The sequence below is a fragment of the Paenibacillus ottowii genome, assembly GCF_006874425.1.
In the GTDB taxonomy this organism is placed as follows: domain Bacteria; phylum Bacillota; class Bacilli; order Paenibacillales; family Paenibacillaceae; genus Paenibacillus; species Paenibacillus ottowii.
In genome coordinates, this window is record NZ_VIJZ01000002.1 from 596604 (window position 1) to 614926 (window position 18323).

Consider the following 18323-nt stretch of genomic DNA (forward strand, 5'->3'; position numbering starts at 1 on the left):
GCTGTACTGTCGCATTAAATAAAATTTAAAGGAGAAGAAACTTGTGAAAAACTTGAGGTGGAGCACTATGTCCTTTTTTGGTAAAAATCTATTAATATCTTTCATTAACATCGTATTAATAGGTGCTATTCTTATCACATCTAGCTATATACTTCAAAAGAACATTCTCACCACGCAGCTGCAAGACCAGGTTAAAGTATTAACCAAAAAATGGGCAGAAGATGTCGACAAAACAAAAGTAGAACAAGCATTAAGCGAAAAAGATTATAACGGTTCTGTTCAACAGGAATTACGCAAATTTCTAGATTCTATTCACACATTTTATCCTAATGTCGCCCAAGCTTACATATTTGGGACAGAACTAAAAGAAGGAAATCAAACCTCCATTATTGGCGTTCCCACTAATTTGGTTCAAGCTTTCCAAACCTCGAAGATGAATATTGGAGATATGTATACTCTTCCAAAAGAAAATGCAGAAGCCGTAAATGAAATGCTTCAATCCAATGAATCAGCATTGAGCAGCTTTTATACAGACGAATATGGCACATGGACTACTATTGTGTACCCGATTACAGATGCAAGCGGTAAAGTCACAAGTGCAATTTTCTTTGACGTAGATGCGAACTCTGTACCTGCGGGGCTTCATAAGTTGCTTCTATATGGCGTTTCATTGCTCATTCTGTTTCTGGCTATCTTCTTGACAATTCAATACTTGCTGGTAAAACGCACTCTCTCTCCGATTCGTTCCTTGATGAAGGGGATTGAGGAAGTCAGCGAGGGTAATCTGAATGTAAAAATCAAAACAGGCCTAGACGATCTTGGTATTATCAATCAAAAATTTAATTCGATGATTAAACGCCTTAACGATACAATGGTAAAAGTACAAGATACGACGCAAGAAGTAACAGGATCAGCTCAGGAATTGTTAAGCATCAGCGAGAAAAACAGTACGAATACCAACATCATTAACAATAATATTCGAGAAATTACCCAGGGACTTGAAGCTCAGGATCACGCAGCACTTGAAAGTTCCAGAGCTATGAATGAAATGTCTACAGTGATCCAAACCATTGCAGAAAGCTCCTCTTCTGTAGCAGACCAAGCTTATTCTATGGAAAAACGCTCTGTTGAAGGCAATCAGGTAGCCCAAAAGCTATCCAATCAAATGGACTCCATCTCCACTACAATGGAAAGTACAGTTGATTCCGTCAATGCACTGCAGAATCGTTCTAACGAAATCAGTAATATTGTAAGCATCATTACCGGCATAGCCAGCCAAACGAATCTGCTGGCCCTCAACGCATCAATTGAAGCTGCCAGAGTTGGTGAAGAAGGCAAGGGGTTTGCAGTAGTAGCGGGAGAAGTACGCAATTTGGCTGAGCAGTCTCAAGAATCCGCCAAACAAATTGCAGAGCTTATTGAAGAAATTCAAAAAGAGATTGAACAAACCGTAAGAGGCATTAGCCTCGGCACAAAAGAAGTTCACGTTGGACTGGAAGTTACGAAGCAGACAGGCCAAATGTTCTCTGAGATTTTAGAAGCGTCCAATAAAGTGTCGTCACAAATCCAGGAAGTATCCAGCGCAACTGAGCAAATCTCAGCCAGCACGCAGGAAATGTCAGCTACCTCTGACGAGCTGTCCTCCACCGTTAGCAAAACAGTCAGCAGTAGCAAACAAATTGAGCAAACCATTGGAGAACAAACGGAGTCTATGGCTTCCATTGTCCAAGCTTCGGACAAGCTTACATCGATGTCCGGGGAGCTGGAAGAGCTCATTTCATTTTTCAAAGTAAACCGGGAAGTTTAAAAGTATAACATCCAATCCTCATAACAATAAAGAACCTCTAATCTGCATAGAATGCGCATTAGAGGTTCTTTGATATGCTCTTACATGCTTCTTTAGTTTAAGAAGCCTTCCATCGCTGATGTTGGCTTACCGTCAGCCTGCCAAGCACCTTTGTTATACCCTTTATTATAACCTGGGGTTGCAGCCGGCTCCCAATAAAATACGCCCACGCCTTTGCCGCCTCCAATATTCCGAACCTTCGTTTTGATTGCAGAAATAAATGCCTTGGAAGCAGCAGGTTCATTATAATCCATTCCAATTTCGCTAATGACAATGCCTTTCCCGTATGTTGCAATGAGACTATTGGCATTGGTTATCGTCTGATCTACCTTGCCCTGCCAGTCAGAAGGAGACGGATATAGAGACAGTCCAATAAGGTCAAACTGAGCTCCATTTTCAATCAATCCACCAATATTCCAGTTTAAAACGGAATCGTTATCACCGTTAGCTAAATGTACGATCGTCTTCGTGCTGCTGCTTACGGATTTAACAGCATTGTTCCCCGTATTGACAAGCCACGCATAGTTTTTCATATTCACCGAGGCTTTGCCGTCATCCCAGAGCATTCCATTGTTTGTTTCATTGCCGATTTGCACCCAGTCCGGTGTCACACCCTTACTTTTCATCGTATTCATAACATAGACGGTGTGAGACCAGACCGCATCCATAAGCTGTGTAAATGTAAAATTGCGCCATGCATAAGGTTTATTCTGCTGTCCCGGATCAGCCCAGGAATCACTATAATGCAGGGTCAGCATAACACTCATGCCTAACTTTTTGGCCCGCTGTGCAAGTTCTGCCGCCTTCTCGGCATTCATGTATCCGCTTGCATAATCCTTCATGTCAGGGTTCACCCATACACGAATACGAACCGAATTGATCTGATAATCATCCCGTAAAATTTGCAGTACATCGCGGCGAACCCCTTTTTTATCCTTCCAGGACATACCTTGGGCTTCCATCCCTGCAACCCAGCTTATATCTGCTCCTTTGGCGAAAGCAGGGGCGGCCGAAGCCGCACCCACTCCCACAGAGCCCAATGGGTACAAAAAGCTGGATAACAAGATCAACATCGCAAATACCATCATGCGTTTACCTGTTTTCATAAGTCATCCCCTATCTTCATTGTATACTCACATTGCCTCTAGCCCATCCGTCAGCCCTCAATCGGGAAACAGCTGCGATCCATATATATGACGCCTCTAATTGTTGCGTCGCTCTGCCTTTAGAACCTTAACAGCATAGGCACCCAATTGAACGCTGCTGTCTGTTATCACATGATTTTCAAGCATATCTGCATAAGTTCGTCCATCCAATGTAATCTCTTGTGGCTTATGCGTAAAATTCATTATAAAAATATAATCATGAACTCCATCAGTACGAATTGCCGTATTCACTCCATGTGGCAGCTGCACATTGAGTGCTTTACTGAGACCTGCATCATCAATTAAACTTCTGTAAAAATGACTATGGAACGATCCAGTGTTGCGCGATGCGATGTAATAAGCTTTTCCCTGTCCCAAACGATTCACCGTCAAAGCCGGGCGACCTGCGTAAAAGTCTGCCCCGTATTCAGCCAGTACCTCTGCACCTTCCGTATGAATGAGATCGCACAATTCTACTGCTTCATACTCCTCCCGTAGATTTAGCTCATTGCCTTCAACCGGTATAATGTAGTTGCGATCATGGTCATGCAATCCATCAATCTCTTCCGACCAGATCCCCAGTGTTTTACGAAGCGGACCTGGAAAACCTCCGAGGAAGCACAAATCATGTTCATCGACAATGCCGGTCCAATAGGTCGCTACGAATATGCCCCCTTTTTCAACAAACTTCTGTATGCGCTCTCCTACGCCACTGCGGACCATATACAACATTGGAGCGACCAGGAGCTTATATTTGGAGAAATCTGCATCCATATCAATGACGTCTACCGACACTCCCTGCTCCCATAATGCCAAATAATGTGCTTCAGCCGTCTCCTCGTATTTCACACCTTTGTTTCGCGGTCCCTGTGAATCGTTGATTCCCCAACGGTTCTCCCAATCGAAGATAACAGCAGCCTCAGCCGGTACGGATGTACCAATCACCTCCTCCAGTTTCTCCAGCGCATGACCGACATCTTTCACATCCCCAAATACTCGCGTATGCTCATGACCGACATGATCGACGACCGCACCATGCAGTTTTTCACTCGAGCCGCGACTTTTCCGCCACTGAAAATATTGAACGGTGTCGGAGCCGTGTGCCACAGCCTGTAAAGACGATAGCAGATGCATACCCGGCCGCTTCAGCTTGCTAACATCTTGCCAATTGGTCAAGCTCGGCGTACTTTCCATGAGCATCCAAGGTTTCCCACCTTTAATAGAGCGAATAATGTCGTGCATCATAGCCACTCTTGCAGCCTGACGGCTGTCATCTCCTTCACGGTCATGCCATGTCGGATAACTATCCCATGATATAACATCGAGCAGATCAGCAAACTTCCAGTAATTCAATCCTTCAAAAAACTCCATTAAATTAGTTGTGACTGGAATGTCCGGATTTGCAGCCTTGAGCGGCACAATCTCATGTTTGATAAAATCAGCGGTCTGATCGGTTACAAACCGTCTCCAGTCCAAATTCATGGCATGAACCTGAGTTTCACCGTGAGGTGCCGGAGACTCCACTTGACTCCAATCCGTAACTGTATGACTCCAAAAGGTCGTCCACCATGCATGGTTAAGCTTGTCCAGCGTACCGTATTTGTCCTGCACCCAGGCGCGAAATGCCTCCTGACAATGATCGCAGTGACAGTCTCCACCAAATTCATTGGAAATGTGCCAGCCAATAACAGCAGGATGATTAGCGTAACGCTCAGCCAGCTTCGTATTCATGATACGTACTTTTTCCCGATAGACAGGCGACGTATAACAGTGGTTATGCCGAAAACCGTGCAAGTTACGGACACGATTAGCCCCTACTCGCAGCACCTCAGGATATTTTTGCGACATCCAGGCTGGTCTTGCTCCGCTAGGAGTAGCTAAAAACGCATAGATTCCGTTTTCAGCAAACGAGTCCAAAATACGATCCAGCCATTCAAACGTAAATACGCCTTCCTCAGGCTCCAATGAAACCCATGAAAAAATGCCGACAGACATTACGTTACATTTGGCTAATTTCATCAAGCGGATATCTTCCGCTAACACTTCTGGATATTGCTGCCATTGCTCCGGATTATAGTCCGCTCCATGCAGCATACGCGGAACTCGCTCACTAATGGGAGGATACTTGGTTATGTTTGAATACGTCATTGCAAATCATCTCCTTTGATTCGTTCTGTTACTCTTTGACGGAACCTAGTGTCATACCTTTAACAAAATACTTTTGTAAAAATGGATATACAATAAGAATAGGCGCTGCACCAATAAAAATTTGTGCTGCGTTAACCGTCGTTTGTGAAAGTAATTCCATCTCTTTGGGACTCATGCTCATCGAACTCATGTCTTTCTGTATAATTACAGTTTGCAGGAACGTTGCCAGCGGATAATCCTTTGCGTTGCTCAAATAGAGCAGCCCGTCAAACCATGAGTTCCAATGAAATACCATACTAAACAGCGCGATCGTCGCGATAGAAGGCATGGATATCGGTAAGAAAATACTAAACAATGTCCGGAAATGTCCTGCCCCGTCGATCAATGCAGCCTCTTCCATCTCTTTGGGGATACCTCTAAAAAAGTTCAGCATAAGAATGACCAAAAATGTATTGACCGCTCCTGGCAAAACAAGTACCCAGAAACTATCCATGAGATGGATCTTTTGAATTACCATATAAAACGGAACCAGTCCACCGTTAAAAATCATGCTGAATACGAATAGCCATGAATACACGTTTCGGCTGCGGAACACGGTCGTTTCCTTTGAAAGCGGATAAGCGGCTAAAAAGGTAATCAGCAGCGTCAAGCCGGTCCCGAGCACAGTCCGACAGACAGAAATCCAGATGGAATGTAAAAAAATCGGATTGTTCATCGTCTTCTTATAAGCTTCTAATGAAAACTGCACTGGCCACAGTCCAACTAGATTGGCATCTGCCGCGGATTTCGCACTAAATGATACTGCCAACACATGAATCAGCGGAACGATACACATGATGGACAAAATCACAAGCAGGCAAATATTCAATACATTAAAGATGCGATATGGCGTTGTTTTATGATACATGACTCTCCCTCTTTCAGCCTTGTGGAATCAGAATATGCGGTAACCTGCCCATTTGTAAGCAAGCCGATAAGATATCAGAATGAGAATCATACTGATTACGGATTTGAACAACCCAATGGCGGTAGCGAAGCCCATCTCCCCATTGATTAATGCTGTCCGGTAAACAAATGTGTCAATGATATCGCCTTTTTGGTATACCAGCGGATTATAAAGATTGAAAATCTGGTCAAAACCAGCATTCAGCACATTGCCAAGTGCAAGCGTTCCAACAACGACCACCATCGGAATCAATGAAGGTACTGTAATGTGTAGCGTCTGTCTCCACCGGCTTGCTCCATCCATTTCAGAAGCCTCATATAACGAAGGATTGATACCCGCCAGTGCAGCGAGAAATACGATCGTATTGTAGCCAAATTCCTTCCATATGTCCGATACAATGACGGTAAAACGAAACCAGTTATTATCTCCCAAAAAGAATATAGGCTGAATCCCTATGCTTCCAAGAATTCGGTTCATAAATCCATCTGTAGCCAACAGATCAATCAGAATTCCGCCCAAGATCACCCATGACAGAAAGTGTGGCAAATATACCAATGTCTGAATGGAGCGCTGAAGTCCAACCTTGCGAATTTCATTCAGCAGTATAGCAAAAACAAACGGCACCAGCAGGTTGAAAAACATCTTTAATACCGCAATAATCAGCGTGTTCCAGACAACCTGAAGACTGTCCTCCCGTTGGAACAAAAAGCGGAAATTATCCAGTCCAACCCATTCGGAACCCGTTATGCCTAGCCAAGGCTTGTAATTTTGAAAGGCCATCACGATGCCGCCCATCGGAATGTAGCTAAATACAATTAAGAAAATGATGGCTGGCAGCAGCATGATATGAAATGGCCACGTACGTTGCAGACTTCTCATTGCAGTTCCTCCTGTAACTCTCATGGTATACCTCAATTATAAAAGCGTTTTCGCAGTCCCAACAGTTCAAAAAACCAACATACATGGCACAAAAGCAATCATTTTTATTTAAGCCAGTGAAGCTGAAGTAAAAAGACTGTCCACCTTGGGACAGCCCTCCTAATTGGTGTTGCAACAGCAATGGTTTTACTTTTCGACGCTCTTATACCACTCGTTTACTTCCTTTGTAATTTGTTCGCCACCAGCGGCTTTCCACGTCTGTACAAAGGTATCAAAAGCGGAGATCGGCTGTTTGCCATAAATAATTTCATTGAAGGTTTGGCTCTCAATCTTATCCAGATAATCCTTTTTAGCCTTCATGGTTGGCGTGGTAGGTCCTGTAAACTGATCTTTCATAGAGATATCCTTCTGTTCCATAAGCACTTTGGCTGCAGCAGGAGTGTCTTTCCCGTAATTCACCATTACATCCTTTTCCAGTCTGGTTTTCGGTTCTGCGCCATTAGCCAAGCTTAACAAAGCCTTCATTTGGGCATCAGGTATACGCGCACCATCCCGAACCAGCAAATAACGAATAGAGTTCACATAACCGCCCGGTATTTTATCAATAGACACCAGCTTTCCATTGGCATCTAAATCATAATCGTAGCCCTTAAACAACCCATTTGACAAATCACCGTCCGGTTTGGCATTTGCATAATGGTCAAACAAGTAATTTTGATACGTGAAAAAAGCTTCAGGATGCTGCATCTGTTTATTGATGAGTACGACGCCATTAGTGTACTGTGTTCCATGACGCATGGCTTTGTTGTCCGGTCCCGCTGGAATCTTGACCGGCTTCCATACAGCACTCGGCGCATTTTTAACTGTATCCTGAAGCGGCCAGCCGCTCATCCAATACGGCCCCGGAATCATACCGGCTGTCCCTGCAACTGTAGGTTCTGCCGTTTTATTTTCATCCCACAATGCTGCTTCCTGAGGAATATATCCTTTTTTGAGCCACTCACTCAGCTTTTGCAGACCCGGCTTCATGCCAGGCTGCACAGAGCCATATTCCAGGCTGCCGTTTGCACCTTTGTTCCACTGTTGGGGTAGTGTGCCGTAAGCCCCGAAAATCCAGGATGGGTCACCCATCCAAGTGTTCATGGATGTTTTGAACCCGATACTGAGCGGAATTACTTTGTCTGGAGCCAGTCCGTCCGGTTTTTTGTTTTTAAAGGCATCCATCACTTTTTCCAGATCATCCATCGTCTCAGGAGCCTTCATGCCCAGCTTATCTAACCAATCTTGCCGTACCCACAATACATAATCGTGGTTATAGGCGAAATCAAGCACAGGGATACCCATTTTTTTACCATCCCGGCTATACTGATTCCATACGTTCGTATCCTGGTTCATGGCCTGCTTCCAGGAATCCGAGGCATATTTATCAAACAATGGACCAACCTCAGCGAACATTCCGGAATCGATCATATCCTGAGCCAGCTGCTCATTCTCTGTTCCCAATACAACGACGTCAGGCATCTCCTGACCGGAGGACATCGCCAAACGCAGTTTGGTAGCAAATGCACCGTTTGTATCCGTAACAGACCACAGTGATTTTACATTAATCCCGAATTTCTCTTTTGCCCATTTTGTCGCAACGTTATTTTCGATGGATTCTCCATTTTTAAATTTTAAGGTGGGATCTACCCCCCATACCGTGGAAATGGTCACTTCAGGACTGTATTTTTCTTTGTATACGTTTTCAGTTTTAGCTGCGCTATCCGCATTTCCATCATTTCCTGTGCCTGAGCAGCCCACAAGGCCAACTCCCAATACCATCGTTGCGGCAAGTAACGACAATAGCTTTTTTTTCGAATGAACTCGCATCTTGTTCCCCCTCTAAAAATCATTTTCTACTCTTTTATTATAAGAGGGCTTTTAATGGCAGCCTATGTCACAAAATAAATATTTCTGCACCTTTCCCAACTGATCTTTACTTCTTTGTCTTTACTGCTCCCGAAATTCATGCGGTGTCATTCCATAATGCTTTTTGAACATCTTACTGAAATATTGGGGATTCTGATAGCCGAGTTCAGTTGTTATTTCATATATTTTTTTGTTGGAATATTTAAGCAAATAAAGAGCCCGTTCCATTCTCATTCGAATAATATAATCTCCCAGACCTTCTCCAGTTTCAGCTTTATAGATTTTGGACAAATAGACTGGATGAAGGTAAACCTGATCGGCAATCGTCTTCACAGATAGTTCCTGTCCTTTATCCTGGGCAATCAGCTCTTGCACCTGCTTGACCACATAGCTTTTGGCGCTTTGCTCGCTTGCGGACCACTCGGCTTTAAGCTTGTTCATCATGGAAAATATCCACTCTTTGAGATGAAGGAACGAATGGACTAATTTCTGCGCATGTAACGGATCGAAGCCTACCTGATCCATCTGTGTAATGAAACGTCCTTGTTTGTGCGCTATATACATAAAGGCGCTCGTCACCGAAATGAACAGTTCATATAAATGCTCGCGTGTATATCCTGCCTCTTCGATTTTGCCAAATACACCTCTCAATTTCTCCTCGGCCTCTTCCCATTGTCTGGACTCTAGCAGATGAGTAAGCGTAGGGTGCATATAAAGTCCCTCCAGCGACTTCACTGAGCTGTGTGACTGTTCTGTCTGCTCTTCTATGAAAAGCAGTGGATTCGTCTCCTCCTGTTGGTTCCAATATAAGGATCTGATCGCTATCTGATATAGCTTAGGCAGCTCATTGGGAAAATTAAACCAATTGGTTAGGGTAACGTAGATTTCTCCTTTCAAGTAATTGCTTACATTTTTTCGAAAGTTTTCAATCGCCGCACGTAAAATATGATTCTGCTCGTCCACACTTCGGGCAGGGAACGAATCGCTATTCCCTTCTATTAATACGATTAGGCAATCATGGGGTGCCTTGCAATGCCAAACATAAAAATCAGGTGCGAACACTTCTTCCGCAATATTGCCAATCGCATACTCAATTAACGATACAGAGTGATAGTCCATATCAGAAAAATGCTTGCCTAGCTGAATAAGCAGCATACTGACAGGATGTTCCATGGTTAGCTTGATTTCGTACTCGGACATTTTGTCCTTTATTTTTTGTACAGTCAAATCACGTCCGAGTAGCAAATCATGCATCAAATGGGTTCTCAGTACACCGAAATCGTTTCTGCGACTATATTGCAATTGATGAACCTTGTCGAATGCTTCCCATTCTTCCTTTAGCGAATCCATGGCAGCTGACACACATTTGATAAACTCTTCATCATCCACCGGTTTTAAAATGTAATCAAAAGCCTTGAGCTGAAGCGCTTTTTTAGCGTATTCAAAATCGGCGTAGCCTGTCAGTAATAAACTGCGGATATGCGGCCAACGCTCGTTTACTTCAACAATCAGCTCTAATCCCGTCATGCCTGGCATACGTATATCGGTAACCAGAATATCAATATCGAACGCTTCCAGCACATCTATAGCTGCCAAGGCAGAAGCTACTTGATGTACCCTCTCAATTCCCAATGTCTCCCACGGTATGGTAGCCGTCAGGCTTTCCGTAACATAGCTCTCATCATCCACTAATAATATCTGAACCATCGGTATCCTCCAATTTAACTATATCTTGACTTGACGAAGAATGGATCAAGTCGTCTTGCTGACCCTCTTCCATTGACAGTGGCCATTTTAAAATCACTCTCAATCCTCCTAACGGAGACAACGAGAAATCCAGCCCAGCGCCTTCACCAAAATGTAATCGCATTCGTTGATGCACATTCCATAAGCCATAGCCGCTTTTTTCTTCTACAGGCTTCTCCAGTGCTAATATTAGGGACGTTATCCCCTCCTCACTCAAACCGAGTCCGTTATCATCTATAATCAAGTACATGGACGAGCCAACACATTCCGTCTTAATACGGATAATTCCCTCCTCCACCTGAGGTTCTATTCCGTGCAGCACCGCATTCTCCACCAAGGGCTGCAACACAAGCGGTGGTACCAGCAGACTATTGGCCTGTGGAGGAATATCAATAGTGAACGTTAACCTCGGCATACGCATCTGTTGAATTTTCAAGTAGTATTGCACAAACTCGGCTTCATCCGATAAAGGAACCAGATCTCTTTCCTGTCTTGTCGTATAGCGGTAATATTTGGACAAATTATGAGCCATGGCTACAACTGCCTCATGATTGCGCAACTTTGCCATGCTCGTAATAAAGGAAAAACAATTATAAAAAAAATGAGGATTGATTTGAGACTGGAGCTGCTTTAGACGAGCTTCCTTCACATGCAGCTTCTCAACATAAACTTTCTCAAACAACTCCTGAATCTGTTCGACCATCAGGTTGAATTGACGTGACAGAAATGCAAATTCATGACTGCCCCTGGGGCTCAAACGAACAGCATAGTCTCCATCTTTTAATCTCCGAAATGCACGCACAAGCTGGAGAATCGGAACTTGTACCTGTGAATGAAGGAGATACGCACCAATGATGCCTACCAATAGCGAGCCAACAACAGTTATATAAAACAGTCGGTTAGAGGAGTAAATTGGAGACATCATATCGGACAAAGGCATGTAGTCAATCAAATACCAACCGGTCGTTTGCGAACGAACGGCGTGAACCAGGTAACTTTCGTCTCCCATTTTCACGGTTAGATTATCAACTTCATGCAGTCCCAATTTCTCAAGTTTTGTAATGAGCTGACCCGACAGTTCTTCGTTTGCAGAGCGGTTATAAATCACGCCTACGCCTTTTTTATAATAAAAAGGCTCCTTCCGTCCATCACCTTTAAAGCGGTCAAGCATATCCTGAATATTGCTGCTGTCGAATTCCACTTTAATAATCGTGTTAGCGGTTTCCGAATTAGCTAGAGAGGAAAACGGGGATAATGTATACAATGAAAATATAAATTGATCTTTCCCGTACACTCTTTTTTTAGATACCTGCCAGCCGTTGGTAATCGATTGGTTTAATGCCTTCTGGTCATAAAAACCGGCTCCGTTCTCCGATACAACTCGTCCAAGCGAAGGGGAATATATACTCAAGCCTGTTCTCCAATTAGAAGAGCTTTCCTGCAGTCCAAGCTTGGTTTGAATCCGCTTGACAAGGTTAATTCCATCCAGGTTGAGAGTCTTGTCCTTCAAAAAGATCGCTTGAAAACTGGCTACATCGGGATCATGAATCAGCAAATGCGGCCAGGAGGAAATCATCTCAATATTCGTATTCACCTGGTTTTGAAAAAAGGTCAGCTGATTATAATTAGATTGATTCAGTTCTTCACGCAGTACGTCAGTCGTTGTCTGATTAGAGTAGATATACAAGATCAGCACAGGTATCAGCAACACGATCACAATGGACACGATCTTAGTATAAAAATTAAATTTAAACATAAATTTCACACATCCTTTGCACAAGAAACAGGCATACTTAAAAGGTATGCCAGAGCCCTAACCTTTGTTGCCGCCATTACATACTATACATTATTAAGGGTTGGCGGTGATAATATGTTTGACTCCAAGCAAATGGAATGGATAAATCAACTATCCGCTGAAGATCTGGCCATTCTAGCTGCCGGCTTCACTACATTAGGTGATTTTTTTGATTTTCTGGCGCTGATTAAAGCCAAGCAGGAACCACCTAAGGATAAAAAAAGTAAAAGTAGTAGATAAAACTACTTAACAACGAATTTTACACGAGTCCCATCCTCATACTGATCCAACTGGTGACTGACCCATGATCCTGCCCCACGATTATCTTTAGGAGCTATGTATTTGACATTTGCATCCTTACCCCCTTCTGAACACATAGCCATCGGCCATTCATCACGATCGAACCCTTTACGAGTGGGAACACCCGCAAGTGAATGCTTACGATTTTGCTCGGCTCCTTCACGGTCAATTGTGCATACTGGTGATTTTCCCGCCTGAATGGCTTCCTTAATATGCTGTGCCGTTTCAGGATAACGACCTGACGGAAATTGCAGCGTTACCTGAGCTGACGATGGCGGGGTCTCTCCTGTTATTTTCGTAAGAAGATTGTCTCCTTCCAACCAATACGCGCTCACAGCTAGAACCACTAACACGATAAAACTTAGCAACTTTTTCTTCAATTTACTCTTCCTTTCAAACTATTCCAGTAAATGACCTTCAGCTAAGGCCATCCCCAGACTTTATTTTTTGTAACCCCTTACTGACTATAAAAAAAGGTTGAATCTCCGACGACAAATAGTATAGAGAGGAGGTTGGACGAATGAACGATGAAATCAAACTGGCTGTAAGCCAAATGCAAGCTGTTGTAATCCGGTTACTGAATGGTAATACCGTAATTGGCTGGCCTAAGCTCCTATCTAATCAGGAAACTCAGCAATTTAAGCTCTACGATGACGAACACGTATATACGATTTCCGTTAATGACGTGGATACAGTCGCAAGAGTTATTGTATAGGATACAGGTAGTAACTTAATGAGTCATCCAGCGGACAAGCCCAAACAAGGCGCACCACAGGAGAAGACTGATCAGAATTCCCCAAAATAAACCTTTAAAAAGCTTCATACCATACTGACAACCTTTCCGACTGGACTTTTTCCTCATTATAGCATGTCAGAAAGATAGCTGTAGCAGCTTGCTCTTACATTGTCTTTGTACCATATATTTTAAATTTTGAAATCATTATACCAAGAAAAAAATTGCAAAATTCCGGAATCAGGCCTGATCACCAATGAAAATGCAATCATGACATAATAAAAGTCACAATTTAACCGAAATTTAATGAAATTTTTCCGAAAATGATGTATAATTATTGACATAATAAAACGCACGAGGTGATCATCATGGCATTATTAAATAGAGTAAAGGAATTAAAATTACAGCTCCCTAACGAGCATCACAGCATTTCACAATACGTGGAGCATGCATTGCATTCGATTGACAGTTTTGTAGAGCAACATCGTCAATTTGTAGCTACTCAAGCTTTATATGGTGAAAAAATCAATGGTACGGAAGAAAGATTATTTCGCGACACAATCGCTGAGATTAAAGCCCAACTGGTAGCTACTTTGGAGAAAACAGTTGAAGATTTCGCGCACAAAGGCGATAAACACTGGAAAAATCATTATCAGGACGGCGTAGAATAAACTGCAAATAACCCCCGGTCTTCGGACCGGGGGTTATTTGTTGGTATAGACCGAATATGGCTATATCCGTAGACTATTTTAACACTTTGGCAGATGTCGTTACGTTCTTACCACCATAGGCTACTTTAATACTGGAGCTTCCGCTATCCAAAGCCTTTACCTGACCAGCTGTAACCTGTACAATCGACGGTTTGGAGGATGTCCATACCGCTGAATTGGTCACATTCGCAGTCGCGCCTGAATCATAAACTGCACTCACGCTAAGCACTTGTGATGAGCCTTTAGGCAACTTCAGGTTTTTATTGCTCAATACCAGCTTGAGCAGCTTAGGTGTAACCTTAATCTCCACGTTAAAGGACTTATCCTGGTACGTGCCCGTAATGGTTGCTGTTCCAATTCCAACAGCTTTAATGGAAGACCCTTTTACGACCACTACAGAAGCATTCGATGTTGTCCATTTCACTTTACTGCTCAGCGTAACTTTTTTACCATCCGTATAATTACCGACGACTTTGATGGACTTACTTCCCTTCAAATTCATTTCAGCACTCGAAAAGCTCGGTGTCAGTGTAGAAATGGCTCCCTCCACAATGACAGGCACCTTCACGTATTTATTCATATACACCGCTTTAATTCCTGAGTTGCCGCCACTCACCGCTTTTATTTTTCCATTTCCTACTGTAACTGCGGCTGTTGTAGCTACCCAGCTTACCTGGTTGGTAACATCCACTGTTCCGCCACCAGCCATTTGTGCCTTTACGGTCGGAATACTCGTTTCTTGGCCTGCAACCAATACATATTTTTTCTCAGAAGCCGTCAGCTTGAGAACTTTGTATTGTACGGTCACTGGAATGTCCAGCTTGAGCGCACCTACTGTCGCTGTCAATGTTGCACTACCTGGGTTGACTGCCACCAGCTTACCATTTGCAATCTTGACTGCACTTTCACTGCTTAAGCTCCATTTCACATCAGATTGAACTGCTTTTTTAGCCCCATTGACCAAATAAGCAGATATATTCGGAAGAGAAGTTTTGCTGCCAGTTTCAAGAGCCAGACTGGCTTTGCTTGAGACCAGTTTTTCGACAGTTGGAAGTACATTAATCTTCAGAGTCTTGCTCAAACCGTGATAGGAAGCTGTAATGGTTGAATTGCCTACATCCATCGGTGTGATTTTACCTTGCTCTACAGTGGCAACCAGCGAATTAGAGGAAGTCCATTCTGCCGTGTTGGTCACATCTGTTTTGCCGCCAGTCAGGTTTACATCGGTTGCAGTAACCTGAATTGGAGAGCTACCCATATAGACTGATTTGGAGCCTGACTCACTCAATACCAGTGCCTGGGATGAAGAACGCACATACACGATCAATTGTGCATTCAGTCCATCTTTGGCGGCTTTAATGTAAGTCACGCCTTTGGCAAGAGGACGTACAAGTCCATTCTCTACGGTAGCCACAGCCTCATTCGTGGATGTCCATTCCACACCGGACACATTTTCCGTGCCGCCTCCGCTAAGCACACCTTGAGCCGTCAGTTGCTTCGATTCTCCGCCAATGGTCAGATTCAGAGGACCCGCCGGATTTAATTGCAGCTTGCTGTAAGGCGATTTTACCGTAATTGTCGTGCTTACCGTTTTCTGGTCATATGTAGCGACAATCTTAATCTGCCCTTTGGATACTGGGGTAATGAGTCCTTTTTCTACCTTTAAGATACTGGAGTCCCCGGAGATCCATTCAGCTTTGTCGGTTACATCCGTTTTGCCAGTTCCCGACACAGCCCACACTCTTAATTGAGCGGGGCTTCCACCCAGATTAACTGTAGTCGGATTTTGACTGTCCCACTGTACCGTGGACGTCGTGTTCTCTTCCGCTTGGATCAAACCTGCTGGCCATGCTGAGAATACAAACATCAGCAAAGCAAGTAAGAAGGTACTCCGTTTGCTCATACGTTTCATACGCTCCATTCGTTTCTCTCCCTTGGGTTCATTCTATAAAACAGGATATTATTAACAATCCCATTATCCTTTATCGGTAAGCAGCTAACTAAATTGAACCCTTCATCAAAAAAAAGGTGAATTATAACAGTTAAAGCTCTCCACGCAGTGACCTCACTACAAACAAATGCCCTTCCTTGGATAAGGTTCGTCCATCCTCAAGCGTCACACGGTCTGCCGAGTGACTAACCAGCTTTACATTGTAAGCAATCAGTTGATCGTCTCTCCAAATCGTCACCGCCGACTGAAAATAAATGGCATTGTCAAACTGTAATGGAACGTTCATGACATAACCGAAAGCGTTCAGCCTCGCTGGCTGGCGGCTTTTACGCTCACGCCCCGGAGGAAGCATGGTAATATGCGTAATATTTTCAAAAGGAAAAGCCAGCATTTTCGGGCCTAAAATAACGCATTTTCGGATATCATCCCATTTTTCAAGTGTGCCGCGCACCTTCTGGGTATGACCGTTGTTGCCGTAATATAAAATGACCTGACGTCCCTTCCATTGACGCATGTCCACACCTCCCGTGCTAGCGGTTAGGAATCTCCCACCGAATCGGTTCCATTCCATGCTCCTGCAAAAATGCATTGGTACGCGAAAAAGGCTTGCTGCCAAAAAAACCTCTATGAGCCGCCAACGGACTCGGATGAACGGATTTCAGCACCAAATGCTTGCTGGTATCCACGAAGCTGGCTTTTTTCTGAGCATGGCTCCCCCACAAAATGAACACGGCCGGCTGTTCACGCTCATTAATCGCTTCAATAACAGCATCCGTGAAACGTTCCCATCCTATCCCCTGATGAGATTGCGGTTGACCTTCACGCACGGTCAGCACGTTGTTCAGCAGCAGCACACCTTGCTCAGCCCAAGGAACGAGATATCCCTGATTCGGAATGGGAGTGCCGACATCGTCGCGCAGCTCCTTGTATATATTTTGTAGAGACGGCGGTGTACGGACACCGGGTCTAACAGAAAAGCTCAATCCGTGAGCTTGTCCCTCTCCATGATATGGATCTTGTCCCAATATAACCGCTTTGGTCAGATGATATGGCGTTAATTTTAGTGCTGAAAACAAATCTTCTTTTGGAGGGTATACCTTATGTAACTTGTACTCTCGGGCTAACGTATACCTTAATTCATTAAAGTAAGGCTTTTCGACCTCTTCTCGTAGTACATCATCCCAGTCATTCCCGAACATACCGCAGTCTCCTCTCAATATGTAAATCTGTGAAAGCTGTAAACTTTTGTACAAACAAATAAAGCTGACCCCTCATCCGGAGCCAGCTTATTTATTCGTTACTTGTGTTTCTATGCCGAAGGACCAGAAAAGTTTTCTTACGATAGTCAGCTACCGCGGGGTCTAAATTCGATTTCCTTATTATAGCATTCACGGTATTGATGTCAAGCAAATGTGTGTTTATAACCGCGCGGAAACTAGCTCCTTATTGCTGTATTTGTTACGATTTTGGATGAGCCTTCAGGTATTCCAATGCATTATATAACATAACAGCAGCCTCGGCGCGTGTAATCTCACTTTTCGGATGAAACTGCCCATTCCCATCCAGGATGTTGATCTTGTACACTAACGAGCGTTGAATGCTACCTTGGTAAGAAGGCTCCAGCTCACTTTCATCTGCAATATTCGCAGGTGCGATTTTAATCATGGGGAGAACACCTGCTTTTTCCATACCCTGAATCAACATATGGGTGAACTCTTCCTTGGTCAAAGCCTTGCTGGGATGGATATCTTTTGGAATGTCTACGCCGTTATAATATGCGTTGATAAAAGCTTTAGCGTACCATGCGGAATCTTTAACCTGGCTGAACAGTCCACTCGCCTGCGGAGCCTTGCTCAAATCAATGGCAGCCAAACTGAGCTGAAGTCCACCCGAGATCAACTGAATGCCTTGGGCAGCGGTCACTTTAGATGAGGGGAGAAACTGCGTGTCAGAGGCACCTTTAAGTAACCCCCGATCTTTAAGGGATATGATTTTTTCTTTACCACTTACGTGATCCAAATCCTTGAATAAACTGGCTGCCGCAGACAAATGACCTCCAATTGAGAAGGACAATAGAGCTACAGTCGTAAGGGCTGTGATTGCACTTTTTCTCATGCTCATGTTCAGTTCCACCTTGTAGTTGAATTAGGCCGCTTGGGCATTACAACTTCCTTGACGTGGTTCAAGCTGAAAAGGTTGCGGCAGACTATGTAAGC

Annotated in this window: 16 protein-coding genes; 4 read left to right on the forward strand and 12 right to left on the reverse strand. The window is 43.8% G+C overall.

Annotation, left to right across the window (positions count from 1 at the left end):
* The first annotated feature begins 43 nt into the window (after positions 1-43).
* A complete protein-coding gene (locus tag FKV70_RS06995; protein ID WP_142612227.1) occupies positions 44-1807 on the forward strand; it encodes a methyl-accepting chemotaxis protein in 1764 nt (587 codons plus the stop codon).
* Positions 1808-1899: 92 nt separating this feature from the next.
* Here the strand turns inward: FKV70_RS06995 and FKV70_RS07000 are convergent, their stop codons facing one another.
* From FKV70_RS07000 to FKV70_RS07030, 7 genes are all read right to left on the reverse strand, one after another.
* Positions 1900-2952 (reverse strand): glycoside hydrolase family 53 protein, encoded by a 1053-nt coding sequence (locus tag FKV70_RS07000; RefSeq protein ID WP_063213677.1) that lies wholly within the window; start codon positions 2950-2952, stop codon positions 1900-1902.
* 96 nt (positions 2953-3048) lie between these two features.
* A complete protein-coding gene (locus FKV70_RS07005; protein ID WP_142612229.1) occupies positions 3049-5139 on the reverse strand; it encodes a beta-galactosidase in 2091 nt (696 codons plus the stop codon).
* 28 nt (positions 5140-5167) lie between these two features.
* Positions 5168-6046 (reverse strand): carbohydrate ABC transporter permease, encoded by an 879-nt coding sequence (locus tag FKV70_RS07010; protein WP_064796274.1) that lies wholly within the window; start codon positions 6044-6046, stop codon positions 5168-5170.
* A 27-nt stretch (positions 6047-6073) separates the two neighbouring features.
* On the reverse strand, positions 6074-6964 hold the full coding sequence (locus FKV70_RS07015; protein WP_016822416.1) for an ABC transporter permease: 891 nt from the start codon (positions 6962-6964) through the stop codon (positions 6074-6076).
* A gap of 186 nt (positions 6965-7150) precedes the next feature.
* A complete protein-coding gene (locus FKV70_RS07020; RefSeq protein WP_142612230.1) occupies positions 7151-8833 on the reverse strand; it encodes a type 2 periplasmic-binding domain-containing protein in 1683 nt (560 codons plus the stop codon).
* A 120-nt stretch (positions 8834-8953) separates the two neighbouring features.
* A complete protein-coding gene (locus tag FKV70_RS07025) occupies positions 8954-10579 on the reverse strand; it encodes a response regulator (protein WP_142612231.1) in 1626 nt (541 codons plus the stop codon).
* The gene (locus FKV70_RS07030; RefSeq protein WP_142612233.1) at positions 10554-12374 is read right to left on the reverse strand and encodes a sensor histidine kinase; all 1821 of its coding nucleotides are present in this window, start codon (positions 12372-12374) and stop codon (positions 10554-10556) included. The genes FKV70_RS07025 and FKV70_RS07030 overlap by 26 nt, the downstream gene beginning before the upstream one ends.
* A gap of 114 nt (positions 12375-12488) precedes the next feature.
* Here FKV70_RS07030 and FKV70_RS26070 point away from each other — a divergent pair, with 114 nt between their 5' ends.
* A complete protein-coding gene (locus FKV70_RS26070) occupies positions 12489-12653 on the forward strand; it encodes a hypothetical protein (protein WP_167669714.1) in 165 nt (54 codons plus the stop codon).
* A 2-nt stretch (positions 12654-12655) separates the two neighbouring features.
* Here FKV70_RS26070 and FKV70_RS07035 read toward each other — a convergent pair whose 3' ends face one another.
* Positions 12656-13093: a NucA/NucB deoxyribonuclease domain-containing protein gene (locus FKV70_RS07035; RefSeq protein WP_142612235.1), complete on the reverse strand. Its 438-nt coding sequence runs from the start codon at positions 13091-13093 to the stop codon at positions 12656-12658.
* Between the two features lie 140 nt (positions 13094-13233).
* Between FKV70_RS07035 and FKV70_RS07040 the strand changes: the two genes are divergently transcribed.
* Positions 13234-13428, forward strand: coding sequence for a hypothetical protein (locus FKV70_RS07040; RefSeq protein WP_063213684.1), 195 nt, complete (start codon positions 13234-13236; stop codon positions 13426-13428).
* Between the two features lie 386 nt (positions 13429-13814).
* The gene (locus FKV70_RS07045; RefSeq protein WP_142612236.1) at positions 13815-14117 is read left to right on the forward strand and encodes a hypothetical protein; all 303 of its coding nucleotides are present in this window, start codon (positions 13815-13817) and stop codon (positions 14115-14117) included.
* 73 nt (positions 14118-14190) lie between these two features.
* Here FKV70_RS07045 and FKV70_RS07050 read toward each other — a convergent pair whose 3' ends face one another.
* From FKV70_RS07050 to FKV70_RS07065, 4 genes are all read right to left on the reverse strand, one after another.
* Positions 14191-16077 (reverse strand): Ig-like domain-containing protein, encoded by a 1887-nt coding sequence (locus FKV70_RS07050; RefSeq protein WP_142612239.1) that lies wholly within the window; start codon positions 16075-16077, stop codon positions 14191-14193.
* A gap of 121 nt (positions 16078-16198) precedes the next feature.
* Positions 16199-16621, reverse strand: coding sequence for a YolD-like family protein (locus tag FKV70_RS07055; protein WP_142612240.1), 423 nt, complete (start codon positions 16619-16621; stop codon positions 16199-16201).
* A gap of 16 nt (positions 16622-16637) precedes the next feature.
* Positions 16638-17306, reverse strand: a complete 669-nt coding sequence (locus FKV70_RS07060) for a uracil-DNA glycosylase (protein WP_063213687.1) — start codon at positions 17304-17306, stop codon at positions 16638-16640.
* Between the two features lie 259 nt (positions 17307-17565).
* A complete protein-coding gene (locus FKV70_RS07065; protein ID WP_142612242.1) occupies positions 17566-18228 on the reverse strand; it encodes an S-layer homology domain-containing protein in 663 nt (220 codons plus the stop codon).
* Positions 18229-18323 lie beyond the last annotated feature (95 nt).